Genomic DNA, 26,339 nt, shown 5'->3' with positions numbered 1-26,339 from the left:
AATATCCCCATCACAAGCTTATGAAGCGATGATGGGGAACAAACAATTTAATTTACTTCAATCTTTCCGCTGCTAACATTTAAATTTAGAGCATGTTTATCGGAACCATGAATTCCTTCTAATTTGTTTTTTTCCTTTTTAGAATTGGTTAACGTAAAGCTAGTTGTAATAACTCCGCTGCCAATCTCTCCGTTTAATGCAAAGTCGGCATCTGATGGTAAATCAAGTGTTGTAAAGCCTGATTTCACGACAAGATCGATATCATCATTTAATTTTTCAAACTGCATATCTACTCTTCCTGACGATACTTGTGCAGAAACTTTACCTGAATAACCTTTAATATCTAATTTGCCTGAGCTCATGTTAAATGAAGAAGTGTTTGCTAGAAAATCATTGATTCCTATATAGCCGGAAGAGCCGACTTGTTCAAAATAATCAGTTGATATGTTGCTTAATTGAACATGTCCAGAAGTCATGTTTAAAGATAAGTTTTCAAGTTTAAAAGGCTCTTTTTTTGATTTTCCAGAAAAGGTAAGTCTGCCAGATCCGCTATTGATCAATATATCCCGATTATAATCCTCCGGTATAAAAATGGTTAAGTCTTTCTTTTTAAAAAGTGAAGGAAGGTTAAGCCAATTTTTTGAGGTGAACTCGACTTTTATCTTATCACCGCTCTCCTTCACAGTAACTTTTCCTTTTCCATTATATTCTGTGCTAACACTGCTTCTATTTTCAGGGATAATGGTTGTCCTTACTCCAGATACATCTATTTCTATAAGTTCGATTTTATCTGTCACTTTTGTTTGCTCTTTCTTTAGGCCAAATGGTAACCAAGACGTGTTTGTAATAATTAACAGAAAAAGACCGACAATAAAAAATAAAAGAACTAAAAGTTTTTTCAATGTAATACCTTCTTTCATCCTTGTTTTTACTAAATCCTTATTAATGGATCAACATAAATTGATTTTAGGTAATTTATGGTCTTCATACAATGAACTCAAGGTTTAATTGTTTCTAAGGCTTGAGACGTAATCTGTTTTGAAATACAGGAGATGTACCTCATAGTTCCTAATTAATAGAATTAGATAGTCTGGTCCAAGCCAAACTTTTAAATTTTCATATGCTAGTATGGAAACATCATCATTACTAGATTGGAGGAAGTATGTAGTGGTTAAAATTTATTTGGATCCTGGTCATGGGGGTACAGATCCAGGAGCACAAGGTAATGGACTAAGAGAAAAGGAAATCACGTTGGATATTGCCCTTAAGATACGAACAATTTTATTAAATCGATATCAAAATGTTGAAGTGAGGATGAGTCGAACAAGTGATACGTCAGTTAGCTTAGCACAACGAACAAGTGATGCGAATTCGTGGGGGGCTGATTTCTTCTTATCAATTCACTGTAATGCATTTAATGGATCTGCTGGGGGTTATGAGGATTATATTCATAATAGCCTCCAAAATACATCGACAGCTGCAGCTTATCAAGATGTTATTCATGCTGAAGCGGTAAAAGTCAATCAGCTGCAGGACCGAGGGCAGAAAAAGGCAAATTTTTATGTATTAAGAGAAACGGCCATGCCTGCGCTGTTAACGGAAAACGGGTTTATTGATAACAGCCATGATGCTGCTTTAATGAAAGATCACGCATGGCGTCAGAAGGCTGCGCAAGGTCATGTAAACGGATTGGCAAAGGCATTTAATCTTAAACCTAAACAAACAGAGAATCCTGAAACAGTTTATAAGATTGTTGCCGGCTCATTTCAGTCAAGAGAAAATGCTGAGGAACGTTTCGCCTATTTACGATCAAAAGGAATTGAGTCATTTGTTGATACGGTCACCATATCTGATGCTACTTGGTACCGTGTACAAGCCGGCGCTTTTTCGAATAGAGAAAATGCGGAGCAACGTCTAACAAAGGTTAAAAATGCAGGAATTCAGGATGCTTATATTGTTACTGAAGGCGGAGGCGCAAATCAAGTAACCGGATATACGGTCATGGGTGATATAGCTTTATCTGCAGAACAAATGAATCAATTTGCCAAATCCATAAACCCTAATGCATTAGAGCTTGCTCATTTTTATGCAAAGTATGGAGAGGTTTATGGTATAAGAGGAGACCTTGCCTTTGCTCAAGCATTGCATGAAACAAATTTTTTCCGCTTTACTGGTGTTGTTAAAGCAGGACAAAATAATTTTTGCGGACTGGGAGCTACAGGTCCTGAACAACCAGGGGCAAGCTTTGCTTCACAAAGTGATGGAGTATTAGCACATATTCAGCATTTATTCGCCTATGCGACCACTAACTCATTACCAAATGAGTACCCGCTGGTTGACCCGCGTTTTAATGTGGTAAAGAGAGGTATTGCTCCAACCTGGATTGCATTAAACGGTAAATGGGCTGTTCCAGGTACAAATTATGGACAGTTAATCTTAGAGGTCTATAAAAAGATGGTGAACTATACGATTCAACAATTAGAGGGGATCATTGAAGAAATTTAAGACTAATCTATCATTTTATTAGACCTTCGCCTTTTTTGCTAGTTTCTATACGTATTCATCATTCGCTCTCTTAATGTGTTGCGTACGATAAAGAGAACAATAAACTATTAAGAGAGGATGAATGTTATGTTAGGTTTATCCATGATTCAGCTCGTCCGCCGTATGGGCGGAAAACTTGATCGTGATATGCGCCAGGAGCTCGTTCAATTTTACCGTCCCTTTCGTAAAATCCCTTGTTTTTTACAGCGTCCCTATGAGTCGATGAAGAAAAAAACGAAAAGGCTGCCGGTGATTATTGAGTTTGAGCAGGATGCGTTTGATATTGGTATCAATGATGTGAAAAACACGAAATGCCGCTCCCTTCATCAATTCCCTTCGATGTCTAGTTGTTCTGCAAAGCTATCACTTGAAAAAATAGAGAAATTACTAGATAACTCACTTCATATCAAGAAAATTTACTATGATAAAAAGATTACAACACTTCTTGATACAGCTACTCCATCTATTCACTCAAACCAATTGCAACAAACCGGCCTAACCGGAAAAAATGTGACCATTGCGGTTGTTGATACAGGGGTGCATCCCCACCAAGATTTAGAAGGAAGAATCACCGGTTTTAAAGATTTTATTAATAATCGCACAGCTCCTTATGATGATAATGGCCATGGAACCCATTGTGCAGGAGATGCTGCTGGAAATGGTCTTTTATCTGGCGGAAAATATAGAGGGCCTGCACCTGAAGCAAACATTGTAGGAGTAAAGGTTCTTGATAAAATGGGCTCAGGTTCCCTTTCTACTGTCATTGCCGGAATTGATTGGTGTATTCAAAATAAAACTCAATTAAATATCAAGATTCTTTCATTATCATTAGGTTCAACAGCTACACAGCCAGCTTCTGAAGATCCAGTAGTAAAAGCTGTTGAAAAAGCATGGGATAATGGGTTGGTCATATGTGTTGCAGCAGGAAACTCTGGTCCTTCGCAAGGAACTGTAGCTAGCCCGGGAATAAGCCCTAAAGTAATTACTGTAGGGGCTGCAAATGACCATAATACCGTTGATCGTGCTGATGATGTGGTGGCAGACTTTTCTAGTCGCGGACCTACAATTGACGGGCTGGTAAAGCCAGATTTAATAACACCCGGAGTCAATATTATTTCGTTAAGGTCACCGCGTTCTTTTATTGATAAAACAAATGCTGGCGCTCGTGTCGACACAAACTATTTCTCACTATCTGGTACATCAATGGCCACACCTATTTGTGCGGGTGTTGCTGCACAACTTCTTCAAAAAGAACCTACATTAACTCCGGATCAGGTAAAACAAAGACTAATAAGCGCTTGTGATGATTTGGGACAACCGCCTAATATTCAGGGTCATGGCTATTTAAATGCCGCTAAATTGTTATAGGCAGTTTCTCTAGGGGGAAAGACGGTAACATTTTTTATGATGTTGCCGTTTTTTATTTAGGCTCTTTTATATGAGTTTATTGTTTTAAACAGGTTCAATGGCGAAAGCTGTTTAAGGTTGATTGGAGCTGGTTGCGAGCCCCTTGCTAGCAGCAGCGCAGGTGAAACTCATGCAGTCGTTTACTGCGAGGAAGCTCCCCGCACTACTTGGTAAATGTCATAAAGTTTGAAAAAACTGTCTTTATTTAATGAATGCACGCTTATAATTCGATCAATACTAATTAAAAAGGGAGGTGGAAAAATTGGATAAAAAGAAAAAAGGAAATAATAAAAAAGAAAAAAGGTCTACATCATACAGCTCAGCCAAGCAAGAAATGGTACATGAATTTTCAGAGGAACTGGCTGATGGGGGAGAACGAAACGAAATAATCGAAGAACAACAGGACTAGTGATCAGATTCTAAATTTAATAATATGACCTTGACAATGTTTTTCATCTAACATATTATTTATTTATCGATCAATAAATAAATAAAAAAGGATGATACTGTTGGCTGTCAAGGAAGATAAAAAAGAACGAATCATTGATAATGCTGTAGGGGTTTTCGCAGAAAACGGATACTATAAGGCAACAACTGCTATGGTGGCAAGAGCTGCTGGAGTTACACAGCCATATGTTTTTCATTTTTTTGCTAATAAGGAAGAATTATTTAAGGCTGTGATTGATCGTGCGTTTAGCCGGATTTATAAGACATTTGCAGAAGTTAATGCACCAGCTGATCAACTAATTAAAACGATGGGCCGTGCCTTTACGCAAATTATTCAAACCCACCGTGCTGAAATTTTGATGGTCATGCAAGCTCATGCGATATCAGAGACAGGTATAAGGGAACATGTACGCAGCTTATTTCACACCATTTTTGAATCATTAACATTAAAATTTGAGCGTGCTGGAATAACAAACGCAAAGGAAACAGCAGCAAATTTTATTGGCACAGGGTTACTCATTACGGTTTCAGAGGTGTTGAATTTACCGGAACTATGCCATGGGAAAGAAGCTGAAAATTGAAAAGAAAGTGATTAGGCTTTCTTTTTTTGCCCCGTTATTTATTGATTGATAAATAAATTAAAATGGAAGAGAGGGAATATTATGTTAAAAACCAGAGATTTTGATCATCAGTCAACTGAATATTTATTCAAAGGGGAAAGATACCTAATCATTACGGGGGTGCTCGGTTTTGTCCTTGCAGCAGGGATAGCCATTTATCTCTGTTTTCATGATCCAATTATTTTGCCAGAAGGAAATGTAAGGAATGCTTTTTCATTTAATGCGGCAATCGGAATCTTTATTTTATCAATTGCAGCTATTTTGCCATTTGCAGGACTAAGAAATCAAAATCGAAAGCTGATGAGGCGGTTATTAATTACAGCTTCTCTCTATTCTTATGGAGTTGAAACCATTCAAAACTTTCGGGGCCTTAATCCTCGTTTTTCCCAATATGGTACTGTTTCTGACAGCATTTCAGGAATGTTATTTGCCCTCGTCTCCTTGTTGCTTATCATCTTAACATGTTTGATGATGCTTCAATTTTTTCGAATAAAACCTCCATTTGAACGGCCATTACTTATTTTAGGGATTCGTTATGCATTTTTATCTGTTTTTATTGCCAATTTAGCTGGTATATGGATGATCCTGCTTCAAGGCAGATATACAGGTGATGCAGGGAATATCATTATTCTTCATGGAATAAGCTTTCACGCTTTACAAACTTTAGTTTTACTGGGGTGGCTTTTGGACAGAGTACAAGGTAAAACCACAATGAAAAAAGTGCTTCTCCATTCTGGCAGTATAGCTTGGATGCTGTCAATTATTATAATAGGCATTCATACTGCATTTGGCCATTCTGTTTTTGAGCTGACTCTGCTTCCGATCCTTACAGGAATCCTGTTACTAATATGGTTGGCTGCAATGATTATTGCTTTCATGCTATTTTTAGGGGAAACGAGGACATCTCCTTTGCAAGTTAATCAAAAAATAATTCAAAAATAGAGATTGCTCCAAGAAAAGATAAACGATTTAGATTTGGTCAAAATTCAATCCACAATTGACTCTTCCGCAAGCAAATGAGACTTGGCCTTTTTAACACACTTTAACGGAATGTACAACCTAAATCAGATTTAGAGAAACTATAAAGATAAGAATAGGACTAATTGCACGTAAAGTTCCCAGAAAGGCCAGGTTTTCCAAGTCAGGAGAGACATAAGGATATGATGGTATAAGTATGATAAGTCTGAGCTCAACCTTAAGTGGCTGCCGGCAAACTTTATCATTAGTATGTGGCAAAGTCTGCGCTTGAAGACCAATATTTCTAGAAAACCACCCGGAATCTCACTTTCATTCCATTATTTAAATAATTTATTGATTTCTTGTAAAGAATAAAAATCATAACGAAAATGTATCCCTTGGAGGAAGTATATCTATGACAGAGAATCATAAAATGCTGACATCTGCTGAAATTGCCTGTATTTGGACTGCTTTTATGAACGATAGTATGTCTAAGTGTATTCTAAGTTATTTTTTAAAACATGTGGAAGATGCGGAAATTCGTTCAATTGTTCAACTTACATATGACCTTTCATCAACCCATATTGAAAAATTAACAAGCTTATTTCAGGAGGAAGGAATTCCGTTACCGACCGGGTTTACAATTGAAAAGGACATAAATCATAATGCTCCCAGGCTTTATACCGATTTGTTTATGCTTACTTATATTAATCATATGGCAAAAGTAGGCTTATTTGCATATAGCGGATTTATTTCCATGAGTGCGAGAAAGGATATTAGATCCTATTTTAGAGAGGGATTACAAGAAACATCAAATTTGTATGATGAAAGTACAGATGTTTCCCTTTCAAAAGGAATATTTATACGTGCTCCTTATATCGCTTATCCATCCCAAACTGATTTTGTCGATAATAAAAAATATTTAAGCGGGTTTACAATATTTAGTAAGCAACGTCCGTTAAATACAATTGAAATTTCTCATTTATTCATGAATATCCAAACAAACGTGATTGGAAGTAAACTAGCCCTTGGCTTTGCCCAAATCTCTTCAGAAGAAAAAATTCAAAAATGGATGATCAGAGGCAGTGAAATTTCCAAAAAACATGTTCAAATATTTACAAAAGCCTTAATAAATAATAATATCCAACCACCTATTTCATCAGATATATCAATAACAGATTCAACCATAGCACCATTTTCAGATAAGCTGGCCATGTTTCATATGTCCCTGTTAAGCACTGCTGGAATTGGCAACTATGCAACAGCTGCTTCTGCAAGTCAAAGAAGCGATCTTGTTTTAAATTATGAACGTTTATCATTAGAAATTGCTCAATATGCCAAGGATGGCGCTGATATAATGATTCAAAACAATTGGTTGGAACAGCCGCCAGGAACGTTAGATAAAGAAAAACTTTCGAAAAAGAAAGAAGTATAAACTATTGATCTATTTCATATGTCGTTTTTTCAAATTCTAAGATAAAACGTACATTGATATTTGTTTAAGCAAGCATCTAGAAGATTGCCTTTTATGTTCTCTGTTGTATAATAATAGTAATTAATACAGAATACAATAAAAAGACCGCTGGTGCTGGAACACCGAACGGTCATGCAATAGACGGTTCCTTTTTTAAAGGAGTCGGCCAAATTGGTAGAAGAATCCACCTGAGCCACTAACTCAAGGGTGGATTATTTTTTTGAGTCAAATGATAGGATCGCTACGATTAGACTTGCAAACGCAATCGAAAACATCAATGATTCAAAAATCGTCAATCGGCCTCACCCCCTTTACTAGGAGTGTGCCGACACCCTTGAGAAAAACCTTCTATTGTCTATTTATTGTAACATGATAATGGATAGGGATGTTGTTCATTTGGACAATAAGTCTTTCTATCTACATAGCGTAAATTGAAGGAGGATTTTAGATGAATCCACATGAGTATGATGTTGATCAATTATTTCGTAAAAGAATCAGTTATCCAGAAAATGAAATGATTACCTTTGAAAAATTGGGTGAAATCCTTGAGAAAACAGCTACAGCTATCCCCTTTGAAAATTTATGTATCATTGCAAATGACACGAGCCAAATAACAAAGGAATCCTTGTTGAAAAAAATTTCCATAAAAAACGAAGGTGGTCTTTGTTATGAGCTAAATGCTTTTCTTTATTTCTTTCTTTTAGATAATGATTTTAATATCCGGTTAATTCGTGGCGTTGTCTATAATGATCATAAGAATAGCTGGAATTCTGTAGGACGAACTCATGTTGCAAACCTGCTTGAATATAAGGGGGAGACATACTTAATTGATACCGGCTTCGGGGGGAATTTGCCGTTAAAGCCCGTTCCGTTAAAAGGCAGGAGTATAGCCTCTAACAACGGGGAGTTTAGAGTAAGAAAACTAGTTACTGAGCATGGTGATTATGTTTTTGAAATGAAACGAAAGCATAAAGATCAAGAGTGGACATTCGGGTATGCTTTTGATTCTAACCAAACAGTTCACACCTTTTCAGAATTAAATGAGATCCAACAAACGATTCTTGAACATGAGGAATCGCCATTCAATAAAAGAAAGCTTGTGACAAGGTTAACGAAAAATGGAATGAAAATATTGACAGACACTTCATTAACAGAATGGAATGATGGGGTAATGAAAAAAACTGAAGTTGATGAACAAGGATTTAAAGAAGCAGCAAAGGAGCATTTTGGATTATTCAGATCTTGATTGTGTAACGAATAGAAAAGGAGGAAATTGGGGTGACAACTGAATTCATAGGAAAAGGTTCTTCGACACTAGTTATTGTTCTTCATGAAATTTATGGTATGAACCAATTTATGAAGGAAACATGCAGGTTGATATCAGAGTTAGGTTCAGATGTTGTTTGTCCTAATTTAATTGATCGTAAAGTTCCTTTTGATTATTCGGAAGCAGACGAGGCTTATCATCATTTTACTGAGAATATTGGATTTAGCACTGCAATCAAGAAAGTAAATTCAATTATTATGGACCACAACGCAAAATATGAAAAAATCCTTATAGTAGGGTATAGCATCGGTGCCACTATTGCTTGGCTTTGCAGTGAGGATGAAAAGATTGATGGAATCATTGGCTTTTATGGTTCCAGAATAAGAAATTATACAGAAATATCACCAAAAAGCCCAACATTGCTTTTGTTTCCGGAAACGGAGCATTCCTTTCAAGTGGATGAGTTAATAAAAAAATTAGAAAAGGAAAATGTCGAGGTCCTTAAACTCGAAGGATTGCATGGATTTAGTGATCCTTATTCTCCAAACTACCATCCAGTTTCTGCACAGGAGGGTTTCGACAAATTACTGGATGTAGTACAAATGGCAATAGATGGCTAACTCTCTGGATTTGCTTCAATCTATTCAAAGATAGGAGAACGTAACGTTAACGGCTCTATTAAAAGAGGCCGTTTTTTTATGTCGATAAAAATAATCGATATATATCTTGTATTCCTTCGATGTATCGATTATGATTATTCGTAATAAATCAATATGGAGGTTTTCATGGTGTCAGTTTTTAATAAACAGGATATTCTTACTATCCTAATACATATAAGCCGTGAGGATATGAGCAGGGAAAGATTACAAGAAATTTTAAAAAATGACATACCTATTGTAGATGAGGTTATTGATTTTTTGCTTCAGGAAGAAATCATCTTATCAAAGAAGAATATGTTGTCCTTATCTGAAAAAGGCTTGAAAAAGTCACGTCACTTTTTTGAAAAGCCAGCCCATTTAAGAGACAAAATGAAATCAAAATTTGCAAAAAGACGGGGGCTGATCCAACTAGCGATTCTCCAGCTTCTAAAGGAAGAGCCGAGACATGGTTATCAAGTAATGAAACAGTTGGAAGAGCGAAGTGGCGGGTTGTATTCCCCCAGTGCAGGTACTGTGTATCCTGCTTTACAGGATTTATTAGATAAAGAGCTGATATCAGTAAATGAACATGCTGATAAAAAGGTGTATTCCCTAAAACAGGAAGGCTTGAAATTTCTGGAAGATCTAGTTCAGGACGAGGCTCATGTATTTTGGGAGGAATGGCGGCTCCGTTTAATGTGGAAGCAGTCAAATGAAGCAGCAATGGTCAGAGAGGAAATGGATAAATTTCAGCTTGAATTTCATTATGCGATGAGAACTGTTTTAACAAATCCAGCATTAGCAAACGAGCTCGTAACAATTATTAGGAAGGGAAGAAACGAGCTCATTCAATGGTCAAAAGAAACCGATAAAAAGGAAAACTGATTGGTAGGAGTATAGACTATGAAATCTGTCAAAAAACTGTTATCGTTCACAAAGCCATATAAACTATTTGTCTTGTTTGCTCCGTTATTAATGGCATTGGAGGTCACAATGGATCTCCTGCAGCCAATGATCATGCAAAAGATAATTGATAATGGGATTGCCAACGAAGATATGAATTATGTCATAAGTATGGGCATCCTTATGATTGGTGCTGCGGTAATTGGTCTAGTTGGTGGTGCTGGCTGCACAATTTACAGTACACGCGCTGCGGTCAATTTTGCTTCTGATATTAGAAGAGATGTATTTAAAAAAGCAACATTCCTATCTAATGAAAATCGTGATCAGATTGGTGCTGGAAAATTAATCACGATTTTAACGAGTGATATTTCAGTTGTTCAGACAGCATTGATGATGACGCTCCGTGTTTTTGTCAGGGGTCCGCTGCTTTTTATAGGGAGTATTATCATCGTTTTTTTTCAGGCACGAGAGCTTTTTCCTCTTTTGTTAATTCTAGTCCCGATTCTGCTGTTTTTTATCATCTTTCTTTCAAAAAAGGCCGGTATCTGGTTTAAGCGGGTTCAAGAAGGAATGGATCACCTTAATACAAAGCTGCAGGAAAACATCGCAGGAATACGGGTTGTCAAAGCGTTTGTCCGTAAGGATTATGAGATTAGCCAGTTTAAGAGAGTGAATGATTCATTGACAAAAACAACAATACAAGCTGATCAAATCATTACTGTTCTTATGCCGATTTTGCTGCTCATCATTAATATCGGTATCGTAATTGCCCTTGTACTAGGTGTCATGCCATTCTATGGAGGAGGTCTTCAAGTTGGTGTGATCCTTGCGTTTATTAATTATTTGAACATTATCCTTATGGCTTTAATGTCAAGCAGTATGGTGTTAATGCAGCTAGTCCGCGCTGTCCCGTCGGCTGATCGGATTCAGCAAGTGCTGGATACAGAAAATAAGCTTGAAAACAATACAGCATTTAATAATGATTATCTAATTAATGGATCAATTGAGTTTAAGAATGTTTCATTTTCCTATAGTAAAAATGGCGAAAAGGTTCTTAGGAATATTTCCTTTGTTGCTCATGACGGGCAAAAGATAGGTATTATCGGTCCGACTGGCAGCGGAAAATCGACGTTCATGAAGCTTTTGCCAAGATTATACGACCCAGATGAGGGAGAGATTCTAATAGATGGAAAAAACATTAAAACAATGAATCTAGAAAATTTACGTGCTTCCATCGGATATATTTCTCAAAAACCATTTTTATTTTCAGGAAGTATCAAAAGTAACCTCAAATTTGGGAAAACATCTGCAACGTTTGAAGATTTAACAGCCGCATCAAAGGATGCATGTGCAGCTGAGTTTATTGAGAAATTAGATGGAGATTTTGACCACCAGTTAACACAAAGTGCGACAAATCTTTCAGGCGGGCAGAAGCAGCGGCTTTCGATTGCAAGAGCATTTATTCGGAAACCGGCAATTTTGATTTTAGATGATGCTACTTCTGCAGTTGACGCACGTTCAGAAGCCAGTATCCTGGAGGCATTGGAAATCGGATATCATCAAACAACAACCTTTATCATTGCCTCAAAGCTTTCATCAGTCATTCAAGCAGATAAAATTATTGTGTTGGATGAAGGGGAAATCGTCGGACTTGGAACACACCAAGAATTGCTTAGTAATTGCACTGTTTATCAAGAGATTTACCACACACAAGTACAGAAGGGAGGCGTAGTGAGTTGAGCAGTCAAGCCAACAGCATATCACGAATACAACAATCAACTGGTACAGGGCCAAAAGGAAGAATGACAGGACCAGCTGTTAAAACAAAGGACCCGAAAACTACCCTTTTGCGCGTGTGGAATTATATGGAGAGGCATAAAGCAGGATTGCTATTATCAGGAGTTTTCGTTATCATTTCCTCCTTGTTAAGCTTATTAGGTCCTTATTATATTGGTGTGATCATTGACCATTATATTATTCCTGTGGATGTGAATGGGACAATAAGGATAGCAGTGATGCTGTTAGGGATTTATATTGGTGCATCCCTTTTTACATGGCTGCAGGCGTATATGATGGTCAGTGTATCGGTAAAAACAATCGGGAACATGCGCGAAGATTTATTTACGAAGCTTCAGACGCTTTCCTTACATTTTTTTGATCGTCATAAGCATGGTGACTTGATGAGCAGGTTTACAAATGATATTGATAACCTGAATCAGGCATTAAGTCAAAGTGTAATCCAAATTATCTCTTCTATCTTAACTATAGCAGGAGTGACGATCGCCATGTTTTCATTGGATTGGATACTAGCGCTTGTATCCTTTGTGACGATTCCGCTTATGCTGTTTGTAACAAGGAAGATTATCGGGTTCAGCCGTGAAAATTTTTCAAGACGGCAAAAAGATATAGGGGAGCTGAACGGTTTTATAGAGGAATCGATTAGCGGCGGTGATGTGATCACATTATTCGGTAAGGAGGAAGAAACATTTACACAATTTCATTCAGTGAATGAACGGTTACGCCAATCAGCGATGCGAGCCGATATGTTCTCAGGCTTTCTTGGTCCGCTTAATAACTTTTTAAGTAATTTAGGATTAGGGCTAGTTATCGGAGTGGGGGCAATTATGGCATTAAAAGGGATGACAACGGTTGGGATTATCGCTTCATTTGTCACCTATTCAAGACAATTTACTCGGCCAATTAATCAGTTGTCAAATCTGCTCAATTCGATTCAAGCTGCTTTAGCAGGTGCCGAACGTGTTTTTGAAACAATGGACGAAGTTCCTGATCTAAAAGATAAGAAAGATGCACGATCAGTAAATCGATTTTATGGGGATATCTCATTTATTGATGTTGATTTTAGCTATCATAATGAGAATAAAATTCTTTCGAATATTAATTTTTCCGCAAAAGCAGGTGAAATGGTCGCCTTAGTTGGACCAACAGGTTCTGGAAAAACAACAATCATAAATCTGCTTATGCGCTTTTACGATATTCAATCTGGGGAAATTTTCATTGATGGCCGGAATATTAGGGACTATAGATTAAGAGAATTACGCAAAAGAATAGGAATTGTTTTGCAGGATCCTTATTTATTCTCTGGTACAGTGATGGAAAATATCCGCTATGGCAAATTAGATGCGACAGAGGAAGAGGTTATCAAGGCGGCGAAAACAGCATCAGCCCACGGGTTTATTAGACATTTGCCAGATCAATATAATACGGTGATTACATCAGGAGGATCAAATATTAGTCAAGGGCAAAAGCAGCTGCTTTCTATCGCAAGGGCCATTCTGTCTGATGCCGATATATTAATTCTTGATGAAGCAACGGCAAATATTGATACTCGAACAGAGGTAGAGATACAAAAAGGGCTTCGCAATCTGACTAAAGGAAAAACATGCTTTGTGATCGCACACAGGCTTAAGACAATTGAGCAGGCTGATCGGATATTAGTCATCAAGGATGGGGAAATCATTGAGCAAGGAAATCATGAGGAATTGCTGAATCAATTCGGGTTTTATCATGATCTATACGCAAATCAGTTGAAAATTTAAGTTTTTAAGATTTCTTGCATCATATTTTATAAAAAATTGAAAGGATGAAAGACATGTTTGTTAACACTGCAGTTTTTGAAATTGAACATGCTTATGAGGAACGACTTGTAAGAAAGCATGAAAAAGATAAATTAGAGCTTGGAAAGGCAAAAGGACTGCTTAACTTTGAATGCTGGCGCCGAGAAAACAAGGATACCGTAGAATTTGTTTATGTATCAAAATGGGAATCTCAAGACGCTTTTAAAGCTTGGATCTCACGGGAAGAACATGTGAACGAACACAAAGAAATAAACAAACGCAAGAAAGAAAACACACTAAAAGAACAAGTGAAAATGAAAAAAACAATACGGGGATACGAACTTTATGAAGGGGACAGTTCCTCACCAATTTAAAGTGGAGGGGGACTGTCCCCTCCGTTAAAAACCTTGTATACTAGTAAATAGTAAGAATATGGATTGAAAAGAAAAATAATGTATAGAAAGGTTTTTGTGAATGGAACTAGAAACAGTACAACAGGTTCGTCCAGGAAGGCGATACATACCACTCCCTTTTCTCGTGATTTTTATTGGGTATTTAGTCTTTGGCTTTTCTGAGAATATTAAGGGACCGGCAATTCCGAGAATACAAACGGATTTTGCGATTGATGAATTGCAGATCGGCATGCTTTTGGCGTTTAATTCACTTGGATTTTTGCTCGCATGCAGCTTTACAGGGATTTTAACTTCTAAGTATGGGATCAAGCTTTCGAGCTTATTAGCTTTTGGTTCAATGACTTTATCTGGATTTCTCATTTATTTTTCAAGTCATTATGCTATGTTTTCGCTTTCTTATTTCTTAATGTATATTGGCAACGGAATGCTTGAAATCGCTTTAGCGATCTTGGCTGCAAGGGTTTTTACGAAGAATACCGGATTTATGATGAATTTATCTCATTTCTTTTATGGATTAAGCTCAACCGCTGCTCCAATCATGGCTACAGGCCTAATGGGGATGCATCTTTTTGGCGGTGAATTAGGCTGGCGCGGGATGTATGTGCTAATGCTGTCCCTTTGTCTAATTCCAATGATTCCAGCTATTTTCAGCAGGTTTCCAGAGGATCATGCGAAAATTGAGGAAAGAATTCCCTTAAAAGTGTATATAAAAGACCCTGCAGCATGGTTAATCATCACAATCCTCTCCTTAGGGGTGATTGCTGAGTTATCAATTGCCGGCTGGCTTGTCAATTTTTTAGAGAAATCTTATCAGTGGAGCGCAACCTCTTCATCTGTTATGTTATCAGTATTTTTCCTATGCTTTATGCTGGGAAGGCTTTTGCTTGGGTTTGTGACCGATAAGATTGGCTTTATGACTTCACTGATCATCTTTTCTGCCCTTGCAGGACTTGCAACAATTCTTGCAACGTTAATTGGTTCAACTGCAGTATGGTTATTTGCCCTTGCAGGTTTCGGAATTGCACCTATCTATCCTACTGTGATGGCATTATTAGCAAAGCGCTATCCAAATGGTATTGATGCAGCGATTTCCTTTACAGTAACCCTTATGGGTATTGCAGTTGTAGTGGGGAATTTTCTGATTGGCGTCATTATCGATTTTTTCAAAGAATGGTATAGCGGCATCTATGGTGCGAAAGTTGGTTTAACCATAGGATTTCAGGCAGGTTTTATGTTTATTGGATTTTGCGCTTTACTTTGTTCAGTAGCGAGTGTGATATTATTTCGTTATTTGCAAAAAAGAAACGAAGTGTTGTAAAAAATTGATCGCACATGTGCTTTATTCCATCGTCAAATATTTATGAGAGGTGTTCATGATGAAGGTTAGCAAGGCCAAGTCAATTGCAGCTGAATGGGTCTTACAGAATACCAGTAAGGAAAAATGGTTTATGGGAGCGTATTTCAGCGGATCAACGGTGGTAATGTCTGAAGATGCAGATATGTCACCGTATTCGGATGTGGATGTTGTCGTGGTTACTTCCCAGGAGGAAATACCGCTTAAGCTAGGTAAATTTGTATATAAGAATGTATTGTTGGAAGTCACCTACTTATCATGGGACTTATTTGCTGCAGTCGAGGAGGTCTTAACCTCTTATCACCTTGCAGGCAGTTTCAGAGTGAATACAATTATTGCTGACCCAACAGGACATTTTCATAAACTCTATGCTGAAGTGGTTAAACAATTTGCTAAAAGGGAATGGGTAACAAAACGTTGTGAAAATGCGCGAAGTAAAATTGAAAATGGTCTTCGTGGGTTCGATCAATCTGCCCCCTTTCATGATCAAGTGACATCATGGGTGTTCCCGGCTGGTATCACTACGCATGTTATTCTTGTTGCAGCCTTAAAGAATCCAACAGTCCGACTTCGTTACCTTGCTGCACGAAAAGTCCTTATGGAATATGGATTTACCGATGTCTATACTGAATTATTGGAATTGCTCGGTTGTGCCCGTTTAACTCCGCAGCAAGTTGAAGGACACCTAGATCAGCTTGCTCAAACATTTGATCTAACAGCAGCAGTTTCAAAGACACCATTCTTTTTTAGCTCTGACATTACTCCTTCTGCCAGACCGATTGTGATTGATGGAAGCCGCCATCTTATTCGTACTGGCTATCATCGTGAAACGATTTTTTGGATCATAGCAACTTTTGCGCGGTGTCATAAAATTTTAGCCGCAGACGCACCGCCAAGTTTGCAACGTGAACAAACTCCAGCCTTTGAAGCACTCCTTGCAGATATCGGTATAACATCTACAAGTGATCTTATTCGCAGAGGAAATGACGTAAACCAGTTTCTTCCCAAGCTTTGGAAGACAACCGAAAGAATAATAGCAGCAAATAAATCTGTCTTTTAAAATAGAAAAGTTGAATAATTGGCCGTTAAAGATGAAATACTTTTTAGCGGCTTTTCAGTATGTAAAATTGAAATAATTTTAGGGGGATAATATTAAATCCAGCTTATCATAGACCTTACTATATAAAATGGGAGCATGGTACGTTCAATTAATTACTGTATTTTGATTGAATTTTACAAATATTTAATGAATCATTCTCATTTCGTTTATATTATGTTAAGATACTTTTGTGGAAGAGATATGGAAAAAAACTATCATTTTCATGTTGTCTCCTTATGTAAGCGGTTACAAATATATCCTAAATATATGTATGAACAAAATCAATCGCTAGTTTAAAAGATAACAATTTAGAGATGGGAATAATGGAGGGTCAAAAGGATACATTTTATTATTTGCCTTCGTCTTTATTTACATTGTTCAGCTAAAGTTCAGCAAATAGGAAGTATGAATTTGGCGCCCTAGAAAATACTGAAAGGCAGCTGCTTTTTTAGTTAAGGTTATTTAAAATTTGCAGTAGGTAGAGAATTAGAATAAATCAAGAGGATTCACAATCTGTGAAAAATGTTGCATAAACTACAAGGGGGGAGAACGAAATGAAATATAAATCTGCTTTTGATATTATCGGTCCGATTATGATTGGGCCATCGAGCTCACATACTGCTGGAGCAGCACGCATCGGCCGTGTTGCAAGAACATTATTTGGCTGTGAACCAAAGCGAGCAGTTATTTCTTTATACGGATCTTTTGCAAAAACATACAAAGGACATGGGACAGATGTAGCAATTGTTGGGGGGTTGCTTGACTTTGATACATTTGATGAAAGAATTCCCCAAGCTTTGCAATTAGCGAAACAAGCAGGAATTGAAATCGAATTTATCGTTGAAAATATTGTGACTGATCATCCAAATACAGTGAGAATTCAATTAACAAAGGGAGAACATATGCTAGATATCGTAGGGATTTCTATTGGCGGCGGTTCAATTGAAATTACAGAGTTAAATTCCTTTAAACTCAAATTGTCTGGCGAATATCCTGCGATTCTCGTTGTACATCAAGATCGATATGGAGCGATTTCAGGAGTAACAAATATCTTAGCAAAATATCAATTAAATATTGGACGGATGGAAGTATCCCGTAAGGAAAAGGGAAATATGGCGATGATGGTCATTGAAGTGGATCAAAAGATCGAAGACGTTGTCATACAGGAGATTGAAAGCTTGCCGAATATTACCCAAACGATCCGCATGGTTGAATAATGATAATTCTTTGGAGGGATTATAATGTTTAGGAACGCAGCAGAACTTGTTGCGCTTGCAGTAAGCAAACAAGTGAAAATAGCAGAAGTGATGATACAGCAAGAAATTGAAGTGACAGGTCTCTCAAGAGAAGAAATTATTGATAAGATGGATCGAAATTTAACGGTTATGGAGCAGGCAATTGAACGCGGACTTAAAGGTGTTCAATCCTTTTCAGGTCTTACAGGCGGTGATGCCGTCTTACTTCAAAATTATTTAAAAACCGGAAAAGCCTTGGCAGGGAATATTTTATTGGATGCGGTAAGCAAGGCTGTTGCAACAAATGAGGTCAATGCAGCAATGGGAACAATTTGTGCAACACCTACAGCTGGATCAGCAGGTGTCGTTCCAGGTACCTTGTTTGCCGTTAAAGAAAAGTTAAATCCGACACGAATGGAAATGATTGAATTCTTATTTACAGCAGCAGCCTTCGGGTTTGTCGTGGCAAATAATGCATCAATTTCAGGTGCAGCTGGCGGCTGTCAGGCGGAAGTGGGCTCTGCAAGCGGAATGGCAGCAGCAGCGATTGTTGAGCTTGCTGGCGGAACCCCTGCGCAATCTGCAGAAGCGATGGCGATTACGTTAAAGAATATGCTTGGTTTAGTCTGTGACCCTGTTGCTGGTTTGGTTGAAGTGCCTTGTGTGAAACGCAACGCGATGGGTGCTTCAAATGCAATTACAGCAGCAGATATGGCATTAGCTGGCATTAAAAGTAAAATACCTTGTGATGAAGTGATTGATGCGATGTATAGAATCGGCCAAACGATGCCGACTGCCCTAAAGGAGACAGCGGAAGGCGGGTTAGCAGCGACTCCAACAGGGAAGCGTCTCGCCAAAGAAATTTTTGGCTAAATTAAAAATCTGTCAACAATAAAACCAACTGTAATGATAAAAAAGCAGTTGGTTTTTTGTATTCTAACGAAATTTATTTTTTGTCAGATTTTTTTAGCTCTGTAAAATCTTCTTCTTCACCAAATTCTGTTCCAAACGCTAAAGAAGGATTTATCCCAGTATTTCTTCTTTCTGGAAGCGATCCTGAAATACGTTCCTGTAAAAATAAGTGAACAAAAACTTCAGCAGCTGTAATAATCACGGCAGATATAATGCTCCCCCAAGCAATTTGCATGTAGTTATCTAAGAGGATACTTCCGAAAATCCAAACACTTAAGTAAGTTAACACGAAATCTGCAACTGTTGCGGCTCGTCTCCCTATTTGCGGCAAAATAATACGATCTCCTAATACATACGAAACAATGGTAACAAATAAACTAAATGAAACGATATCCACCATTGTTGCATCAAAAAATAAATCTAAACCAAGCCCAAAAGCAATCATACATGTAACAAACTTTATAAGTAAAATCGTTAATTGTTTCATTTACATTACCTCCCTTAAGTTTAGTTTAACTAAAAACTAAATTGTTCATACATCTAAACATTAATTTGTTCTTGAAAAAATCAAGGGTAACCTGATGAAAAGCTATACTGTGAGGGCAAAATAAAGGTCAAAAACGCAATAATTTATTTAGTAAATTCGGTAATGAATTATATTGAATAAAATTGAAAAATATAGGAGCATTTAACTATAATAAAGTTAAAATTTACTTGACTAGAATACAATAAGATAGGAGGAATTTATTAGTAAAAAATAAAAAAAGTAGTTGTAAGCGTTTGATTTTTCTGTTAATCTCTAAGTATGAAGTAAAAATTAGTTAATAAATAGTAAAAAACATTAGTATTTAAGTTAACTTGTTAACCAATTTCATAACTAAGCATTTAAAGTGAATTTTTTGAAAAAAGGAAAAAATAGTATTGACTTGTTTCTCACCTTCGATTATATTCTTAGTTAAATAGATTAAAAGAAAACGTTTTCTCGAAAGGTGAAGAAATGAAATCAACGATAAAAGAAGTGGCTAAAAAGGCTGGTGTTTCTATTTCAACCGTTTCTCGAGTATTGAATAACAATCAAAAGGGTTATTCAATAAAAACAAAAGAAAAAGTTTTAAATGCAATTGCTGAATTGCAATTTTCACCAAATGCCATTGCCAGGGGACTTGTTAGGAAAAAGACGCAAACAATAGCTGTCATTATGCCTGAGCTCTCTTCTTTATTTTCCACAAAGGTCCTGCATGGGATTGAGGAAACAGCTAATGAGCATCATTACAGTGTCATTATTTGCAATACATCCCTGAACGGTGAAAGAACACTAAGATATGTTGAATTTTTAAAAGAAAAACAAGTAGATGGCATCATTTTTTTAAGTCAGAAATTAACGGATCATGTACACCAGGCACTTGAAAAAACAGACATACCAGTCATTCTTGTATCATCAATAAGTGAGGAATTTCCTTATCCATTTGTAAAAGTTGATGACTATCAGGCTGCTTATGATGCAACAAGCTACTTAATCAAAAAAGGTCACACTTCTATTGCCATGATAAGCGGAACGTTAAAAGATGCAATTGCTGGCAAGCCGAGGTTAAAAGGTTATCAACAGGCATTGGCTGATTATAAAATAGAGCTGAATGATGAGTTAATTGAATTTGGTAATTTTTCGTATCAAAGTGGAAGCGATTGCATGGAGGTATTATTGAATAAAAATAGTAAATTTACAGCTGTTTTTGCGGCAAGTGATGAAATGGCCGTCGGTGCTCTAAATAAAGCACATCAATTTGGCATAAGCGTACCAGAACAGCTTTCAATTATCGGCTATGATAACACACAGCTTGCCGAAATGTCGTTTCCGAGGCTAACAACGTTAACGCAATCATTAGAAAAGATGGGAGAAATAGCTGTAAATCATCTTATTGCCATCATGAAGGAAGAATCATTTAATCAAACCTGTATTCTCCCGCATTCGATTTTTGAAAGAGAGACTGTAAAATCTTTAGTTTAGTAGATTTATTTGTATGGTTTTATATGTACGATATGTTCGGTCTCTTTATGATAATTTACTAAAAATGAAAACGCTTTCCGTTGTTAGTAGCAGTTTAGGAGGTGAGGCACACTTATACATAAAGACTGAATCAACCTTGGAATGTTTCCAGAAAGTATCTAATCAATAGCTACCGAATGATAAAATAGGGGGTAAATGTATGAAGAAAACAAAACTTGCATTTTTATTTCTTGTACTATTGCTTGTAATGGTACCGGTTCTACAAGGGTGCAGTGATTCTAGCAGTTCTAGTTCATCTGATTCAGGCTCAAATGGTTCTGGTGATACGGTTAATTTGACATTTTCTGCTTGGGGAAATCCAGCGGAGATTAAAGTTTATCAAAAAGCTGTTGATGGTTTCATGAAAGAAAACCCAAACATCAAAGTGAAACTTGTACCAATCCCAAGTGATGGGTATATTCAAAAATTACAGACACAACTTCAAGGAAGTCAAGCCCCGGATGTTTTCTACGTGGGTGACGGTGATATTTCAAAAATTATTGAAACTGGAAAATTAGCTCCGCTTAGTGAATATATGAATAGCTCTGAAAGCTATGCAAAACCTGATGAATTTGCTGAAGGTTTATGGGGAGCTGCGAAAAAAGACGATGAGATTTATGGTATTACTGTTGACTGTAACCCAATGTTACTCTACTACAACAAAAAATTATTCTCTGAATTAGGTATTAAAACTCCACAAGAATATTTCGATGCTGGTGAATGGAATTTTGCCGCAATGGAGGAAGTTACGGATCAATTACGTGATGGCGGGAAATATGGATTTATCGCAGATAATGGCTGGGCTTCTTTATTTAGCTGGATTTGGGCAAATGGCGGAGAAATTTATAACAAAGAAACTGGTGACTTTGTTTTAGATCAAAATCCTCAAGGAATGGAAGCAATGGAATTCCTTGCAAAAATGGTTAAGGACAAAAACTTTACGTATACTGGATCTCTTCCAAAAGGTCAAGGTGCTGAAGCCATGTTTATGTCTGGCCAAGTAGGTATGGTTGCTGCAGGCAGATGGTTTACTCCATTGTTCCATGAAAACAAATCTTTAGAATGGGATTATATTTCTTGGCCTTCAAATACTGAGAACAAGACTGAGCCAGTGGGAATTCCAACAGCATATATGGCTGTAAATAACGATTCAAAAAATAAGGAAGCAGCAATGAAGTTTGCATCTTACTATACTTCTACACTTGGACAAAAAGATCGTCTGTCTGGTATCGGTAATGCGATTCCATCAATCAGCGGTATTGATGAAGCTGTGACTGAATCAAAAGTTCCTGAACACGTGGACGTAATCATTAATGCTCGTGAGCAAGGGTATGCGAACGCAATCCAATCTACTATACCAGGATTAGATAAAGAGGTTAATGACATTATGGACTTAATGTATCTTGGTAAGGACGATGCTCAATCAACAGTGGACAAACTATCTGAAAAAGCAAAATCAATGATTTCTGAACACAAAGGTGAGTAATTAGTCAATTAAGGTGGAGAGAACATTCTTTTCTCCACCTTCTTATCAATACAGAAGAAGGTGATACCATTGAGAAATCGTCAAAATCTCTGGGGTTATACATTTCTGGCACCTCAGTTAATTGGTTTATTAGCATTCTCATTAATTCCAGTTCTTTTTACATTAACGTTGAGCTTTATGAAATGGGACGGATTTGGAGCAAAAGAATTCGTCGGTCTGGCAAATTATAAAGATCAATTCACAGAACCTGATTTTTGGAAAGCATTAATCAATACTGCATACTACACAATTCTTGTTATTCCTTTTAGTATTGGAATATCTTTAGCTGTTGCCATTGCTTTAAACAAAATTAAAGGAAAAGACTTCTATCGTTTGTTTTATTTCATGCCAGTAGTAACAAGCTCTGTATCAATCGGTGTCATTTGGATGTGGATTTTAAACGGTGACTTCGGTATCCTCAACCAACTATTGGCAAATATTGGAATTGAAGGGCCGAAATGGCTGACAGATACAAAATGGGTTATGCCTTCAATTGCTTTATTAAGTATATGGTGGGGATTAGGTCATAACATGGTTATTTTCTTAGCGGGGCTCCAAGGGATTTCAAGATCCTATTATGAAGCAGCTGAAATTGATGGTGCAAATAAATGGCAGCAATTCTGGCATATCACATTGCCACTATTATCACCAACAACATTCTTTATCACAATCATGGCGATTATTTCATCCTTCCAAGTCTTTGACCAGGCGTTCGTCATGACAAGTGGTGGACCGGCTAAATCGAGTTATACATTCGTATATCACATTTATGAAGCGGCATTTGTGGACTTTAAAATGGGCGTGAGTTCTGCTGCTGCAATGATTCTATTCGTTATCATTTTATTGTTTACTTTATTCCAGTTTAAGATGTCACAAAGGTGGGTTCATTATGAAGACTAGTGATGTTCAAACGAAAACAGTTGTAGATCGAAATGTTTCAGTGAGCCTTGGTAAGAAGATTAGACCAACAGCGATTTTGCTTCACATTGTGTTAATCATCGGTGCTTTTTTAATGGTCGCGCCATTTTTGTGGACAATTAGCAGTTCACTTAAGGATATGTCACAAATTTTTCTTGTCCCGCCAAAATGGCTCCCAGACCCTGTGACATTCCAAAACTATCCGAATTCATTAACTGCCATGCCATTTGGTAAAGCGTATTTTAATAGTTTCTATATCACAGCTCTTGTCGTATTTTTAAATATCATGACTTGCTCTATGGCAGCGTATGCTTTTGCAAAAATTCGTTTCCGTGGATCAAATGTTTTATTCATCTTATTTTTAGCGACGATGATGATTCCAAAGCAAGTCACAATGGTTCCGCTTTATATTATCATGGATAAACTTGGATGGATTGATACTCACTTGGCTCTAATTGTACCTGCAGGATTATTTAATGCATTTGGTGTGTTCTTATTACGTCAATTTATTAAAGGGATACCAAATGAGTTGGAAGAAGCTGCTGTTATAGATGGGGCAAATCCATTACGTATTTATTGGAGTGTTATTTTACCGTTAATACGTCCAGCTTTGGCTGCGTTTGGTATCTTCTCTTTCATGGGGATTTGGAATAGTTTCCTGGAGCCTTTAATTTACTTATCAACACCTGAAAACTTTACAGTCCCATTATTATTAAATACATTTAAAGGTCTATATTTCACAGACTGGTCATTAATGATGGCAGGAACAACTATTTCCATTATTCCGGTCCTAGTCGTGTATGTCATTGCGCAAAGACAAATTATTGAAGGTATTGCTTTAACAGGTTCGAAGAGTTAATAAGGAATTATTGTGGAATGGGGTGGTTCATATGAATAAATTAATGAATATTTTTGATTGGATTTATCGCTTACTCTACCTAAATGCTTTGTGGGTTTTATTTACCATTGCGGGTTTGGGTGTATTCGGACTTTTCCCTTCCACAGTATCAATGTTCTATGTTGCAAATGAATGGGTAAGCGGAAATAAAGATATCCCAGTTTTTAAAACATTTTTCATTAAATTCAAGGAAGAATTTTTTCGTTCACAGCTGCTGGGGATTATCCTAACTGCAGCTGTTGGACTCCTTTATTTTGATCTTCAGTTCTTTTTTCAAAAAGAAGGAACATTCTTTTTCTTGCTTCGTTATCTTATGCTTACTGTAGGGTTTTTATTTGTGATCATGGTGCCGTTTATGTTCCCGCTTTATGTGCAAGCAAGATTATCGTTTGGAGAATTTTTTAAAAATGTTTTATTTATGAGTATTACAAGAATCTTTCAAAGTGCTGTAATGGTTGTTGGATGCATAACAATTTTTGTTGTATTTTCTAAATTTGCCGGATTGTTTATTTTTTTCTTAGGAAGCACTCTTGCTTTTTGGTTAACATGGAACACAAAGATTGCCTTTCATAAAATCCAACAAAAGCGTTCGTTATTTTCCAATCCTGAGGGGAAGAAAAAATTCACAACTTCCGAAAACTAAAAGTATAGACTCGTCAATTTGGCGGGTTTTTTGTTTGTCCAGTATTCATAAAATATTAAGCACAGACAAATAATGAAGATATAAAGAGCTTGAGAAGGGGCCATATAATGAAGGTATTCATTACTATCATCTTTGTCTTATTTCTATCGATTTCAACAAACATCATAATTGATTTGCTCTCAGGTTTTAAGCTTTCAAAAACAATGCTCAACCTGTTAAATCCGTTCTGGGTCATTGAGACTGGAGAGTATGTCATGCTTGTGATGATGTGCTTGATAATAATTGTTCAACAAATTTTTATGGTTATGAAAAATAAAGCTGATAATCAAAAGGGTTCTAATTAGCCTTATGTTTGAAACGGTTTCTAAGAAAAGTAACGGTCATCATGATGAAAGGAAAAATAATAAAGAAGAGGAAGACGGGATAGCGTAATCCTTTTTTTGCCTCTTCCATATATTCTGAAAAATTGGGGGTGATCATCATTGATGAAATGACAATAATTCCTCCGATCGGAAAAACGATTCGATGATGATTTTTTAGGTTAAATAGATCTACAATTCCAATTAGTGAAGCATACAAAAAGAGAGACGCTTTAAAGTATACTGTCATTAGCATAGTAAACACAACAATGGCATCGAGCCGTTGGATAAACTCAAGTAAATTTACCTTTCCAATTGTTGTTAATGTTGGAAAAGTAGCTCTTTCCATAACATTTACACCTAAAACCGTAATATTTAAAGCCGCTGTCCAGCTTAAGACAAGTCCGCTAAAAATGACGGCAGATAACCAGACTTTTTTTACAGACTTTTGTTTATTTAAATAGGGAAGGAGCATTGTAAACACAATCATTTCACCGAAAGGAAAATGCAATGTATCATAAAACGCTGTTGATATGATTGGCTTCCAACCATGCTCTAGAAATGGGCGTAAATGATTGATCTCAATATTCCCTGAAACAAGAACAAAAAAGTTTGCAGCTGCTCCAAATAAGAGTAAAATAACGATAAATACTTCCCCTGTTCTTCCAAGTACTTCAATACCAAGATAGAGTACATAACAGATCACTAACACAAATGATATGTGAATAGCTAATATAGGTGTATCCGTCATAGTGGAGGACACGAGCAATTCGCTAAAATCACGAACTTGTCTAGCAGAAATATACAAAAAATATTGGAGGTATAATATTCCAATAATCCAGCCAATGTATTTACCGAATATTTTTCTGGCATATCCTGTTAAAGGCAAATTTGGAAATTGACGATATAAATAATAGTAAATATAAAATAAGATAATAGCCATACACATACTAAGTAAGATGGCCAGCCAAGCATCCTTTTTGGCAGAAATTCCATAACTTACGACGATAGAGGTACCCATATTAAACATAAACATCAAAACAAATAGCTGAAGACCGCTAAGTTTTGCCTTTTCCATCCATAGAAGCCCCTTCTTATTTTATATTT

General features: G+C 36.8%; 25 protein-coding genes. 22 read left to right on the top strand and 3 right to left on the bottom strand.

The features are described from left to right. Positions 1 to 47: 47 nt before the first annotated feature. Positions 48 to 902 carry a DUF4097 family beta strand repeat-containing protein gene (locus WQ54_RS00625; protein WP_046510615.1) on the bottom strand — a complete coding sequence of 285 codons (855 nt, stop codon included), beginning with the start codon at positions 900 to 902 and terminating at the stop codon, positions 48 to 50. A 265-nt stretch (positions 903 to 1,167) separates the two neighbouring features. Here WQ54_RS00625 and WQ54_RS00620 point away from each other — a divergent pair, with 265 nt between their 5' ends. From WQ54_RS00620 to sdaAA, 16 genes are all read left to right on the top strand, one after another. Continuing rightward, positions 1,168 to 2,505 (top strand): N-acetylmuramoyl-L-alanine amidase, encoded by a 1,338-nt coding sequence (locus tag WQ54_RS00620; protein WP_197089512.1) that lies wholly within the window; start codon positions 1,168 to 1,170, stop codon positions 2,503 to 2,505. Positions 2,506 to 2,631: 126 nt separating this feature from the next. After that, complete coding sequence (locus WQ54_RS00615; protein ID WP_046510611.1) at positions 2,632 to 3,912, top strand: S8 family peptidase; 1,281 nt, start codon at positions 2,632 to 2,634, stop codon at positions 3,910 to 3,912. A 301-nt stretch (positions 3,913 to 4,213) separates the two neighbouring features. Continuing rightward, positions 4,214 to 4,360, top strand: coding sequence for a hypothetical protein (locus tag WQ54_RS33310; RefSeq protein WP_156177596.1), 147 nt, complete (start codon positions 4,214 to 4,216; stop codon positions 4,358 to 4,360). A 100-nt stretch (positions 4,361 to 4,460) separates the two neighbouring features. Continuing rightward, on the top strand, positions 4,461 to 4,979 hold the full coding sequence (locus tag WQ54_RS00610; protein WP_046510609.1) for a TetR/AcrR family transcriptional regulator: 519 nt from the start codon (positions 4,461 to 4,463) through the stop codon (positions 4,977 to 4,979). An 81-nt stretch (positions 4,980 to 5,060) separates the two neighbouring features. Continuing rightward, positions 5,061 to 5,960, top strand: coding sequence for a hypothetical protein (locus tag WQ54_RS00605; protein WP_046510607.1), 900 nt, complete (start codon positions 5,061 to 5,063; stop codon positions 5,958 to 5,960). Positions 5,961 to 6,390: 430 nt separating this feature from the next. Further along, positions 6,391 to 7,410 carry a DUF3231 family protein gene (locus WQ54_RS00600; RefSeq protein ID WP_046510605.1) on the top strand — a complete coding sequence of 340 codons (1,020 nt, stop codon included), beginning with the start codon at positions 6,391 to 6,393 and terminating at the stop codon, positions 7,408 to 7,410. A 487-nt stretch (positions 7,411 to 7,897) separates the two neighbouring features. Further along, entirely contained in the window at positions 7,898 to 8,695 is a 798-nt protein-coding gene (locus WQ54_RS00595; protein ID WP_046510603.1) for an arylamine N-acetyltransferase, read from the top strand. A gap of 32 nt (positions 8,696 to 8,727) precedes the next feature. Further along, positions 8,728 to 9,336: a dienelactone hydrolase family protein gene (locus WQ54_RS00590; RefSeq protein ID WP_231597417.1), complete on the top strand. Its 609-nt coding sequence runs from the start codon at positions 8,728 to 8,730 to the stop codon at positions 9,334 to 9,336. Between the two features lie 165 nt (positions 9,337 to 9,501). Continuing rightward, positions 9,502 to 10,239 (top strand): PadR family transcriptional regulator, encoded by a 738-nt coding sequence (locus WQ54_RS31705; protein WP_052737604.1) that lies wholly within the window; start codon positions 9,502 to 9,504, stop codon positions 10,237 to 10,239. Between the two features lie 18 nt (positions 10,240 to 10,257). Beyond that, positions 10,258 to 11,997: an ABC transporter ATP-binding protein gene (locus tag WQ54_RS00580; RefSeq protein WP_046510601.1), complete on the top strand. Its 1,740-nt coding sequence runs from the start codon at positions 10,258 to 10,260 to the stop codon at positions 11,995 to 11,997. Positions 11,998 to 12,059: 62 nt separating this feature from the next. Further along, on the top strand, positions 12,060 to 13,814 hold the full coding sequence (locus WQ54_RS00575) for an ABC transporter ATP-binding protein (RefSeq protein ID WP_046510895.1): 1,755 nt from the start codon (positions 12,060 to 12,062) through the stop codon (positions 13,812 to 13,814). 53 nt (positions 13,815 to 13,867) lie between these two features. Continuing rightward, positions 13,868 to 14,206, top strand: coding sequence for an antibiotic biosynthesis monooxygenase (locus WQ54_RS00570; protein ID WP_046510599.1), 339 nt, complete (start codon positions 13,868 to 13,870; stop codon positions 14,204 to 14,206). Between the two features lie 100 nt (positions 14,207 to 14,306). Next, positions 14,307 to 15,563 (top strand): sugar MFS transporter, encoded by a 1,257-nt coding sequence (locus WQ54_RS00565; RefSeq protein WP_084821773.1) that lies wholly within the window; start codon positions 14,307 to 14,309, stop codon positions 15,561 to 15,563. A gap of 55 nt (positions 15,564 to 15,618) precedes the next feature. Next, entirely contained in the window at positions 15,619 to 16,659 is a 1,041-nt protein-coding gene (locus WQ54_RS00560) for a hypothetical protein (RefSeq protein ID WP_231597416.1), read from the top strand. A 593-nt stretch (positions 16,660 to 17,252) separates the two neighbouring features. Further along, a complete protein-coding gene (gene sdaAB / locus WQ54_RS00555; RefSeq protein WP_046510596.1) occupies positions 17,253 to 17,915 on the top strand; it encodes an L-serine ammonia-lyase, iron-sulfur-dependent subunit beta in 663 nt (220 codons plus the stop codon). Between the two features lie 24 nt (positions 17,916 to 17,939). Continuing rightward, complete coding sequence (gene sdaAA / locus WQ54_RS00550; protein WP_046510594.1) at positions 17,940 to 18,806, top strand: L-serine ammonia-lyase, iron-sulfur-dependent, subunit alpha; 867 nt, start codon at positions 17,940 to 17,942, stop codon at positions 18,804 to 18,806. A 73-nt stretch (positions 18,807 to 18,879) separates the two neighbouring features. On the opposite strand, the gene WQ54_RS00545 is transcribed toward sdaAA, so the two are convergent. Further along, the gene (locus tag WQ54_RS00545) at positions 18,880 to 19,332 is read right to left on the bottom strand and encodes a YndM family protein (RefSeq protein WP_046510593.1); all 453 of its coding nucleotides are present in this window, start codon (positions 19,330 to 19,332) and stop codon (positions 18,880 to 18,882) included. Positions 19,333 to 19,842: 510 nt separating this feature from the next. Between WQ54_RS00545 and WQ54_RS00540 the strand changes: the two genes are divergently transcribed. From WQ54_RS00540 to WQ54_RS00515, 6 genes are all read left to right on the top strand, one after another. Further along, entirely contained in the window at positions 19,843 to 20,850 is a 1,008-nt protein-coding gene (locus WQ54_RS00540) for a LacI family DNA-binding transcriptional regulator (protein WP_046510591.1), read from the top strand. A gap of 199 nt (positions 20,851 to 21,049) precedes the next feature. Then, on the top strand, positions 21,050 to 22,375 hold the full coding sequence (locus WQ54_RS00535) for a sugar ABC transporter substrate-binding protein (RefSeq protein ID WP_084821772.1): 1,326 nt from the start codon (positions 21,050 to 21,052) through the stop codon (positions 22,373 to 22,375). Between the two features lie 69 nt (positions 22,376 to 22,444). Beyond that, positions 22,445 to 23,314, top strand: a complete 870-nt coding sequence (locus WQ54_RS00530; protein ID WP_046510589.1) for a carbohydrate ABC transporter permease — start codon at positions 22,445 to 22,447, stop codon at positions 23,312 to 23,314. Then, positions 23,304 to 24,191 carry a carbohydrate ABC transporter permease gene (locus WQ54_RS00525; protein ID WP_046510586.1) on the top strand — a complete coding sequence of 296 codons (888 nt, stop codon included), beginning with the start codon at positions 23,304 to 23,306 and terminating at the stop codon, positions 24,189 to 24,191. Before WQ54_RS00530 ends, WQ54_RS00525 begins: the two co-directional genes overlap by 11 nt. Before the next feature lie 31 nt (positions 24,192 to 24,222). Continuing rightward, positions 24,223 to 24,873: a YesL family protein gene (locus tag WQ54_RS00520; protein WP_046510584.1), complete on the top strand. Its 651-nt coding sequence runs from the start codon at positions 24,223 to 24,225 to the stop codon at positions 24,871 to 24,873. Between the two features lie 107 nt (positions 24,874 to 24,980). Further along, positions 24,981 to 25,217: a hypothetical protein gene (locus WQ54_RS00515; protein WP_046510582.1), complete on the top strand. Its 237-nt coding sequence runs from the start codon at positions 24,981 to 24,983 to the stop codon at positions 25,215 to 25,217. Here the strand turns inward: WQ54_RS00515 and WQ54_RS00510 are convergent. Beyond that, complete coding sequence (locus WQ54_RS00510) at positions 25,210 to 26,310, bottom strand: GerAB/ArcD/ProY family transporter (RefSeq protein ID WP_046510580.1); 1,101 nt, start codon at positions 26,308 to 26,310, stop codon at positions 25,210 to 25,212. The genes WQ54_RS00515 and WQ54_RS00510 overlap by 8 nt on opposite strands. Positions 26,311 to 26,339: the final 29 nt, after the last annotated feature.

It is taken from the genome of Bacillus sp. SA1-12 (assembly GCF_000981385.1).
GTDB lineage: Bacteria > Bacillota > Bacilli > Bacillales > Bacillaceae > Metabacillus.
Note: the sequence above shows the minus strand (reverse complement) of the source record. Positions and strands in the feature narration are given on the sequence as shown.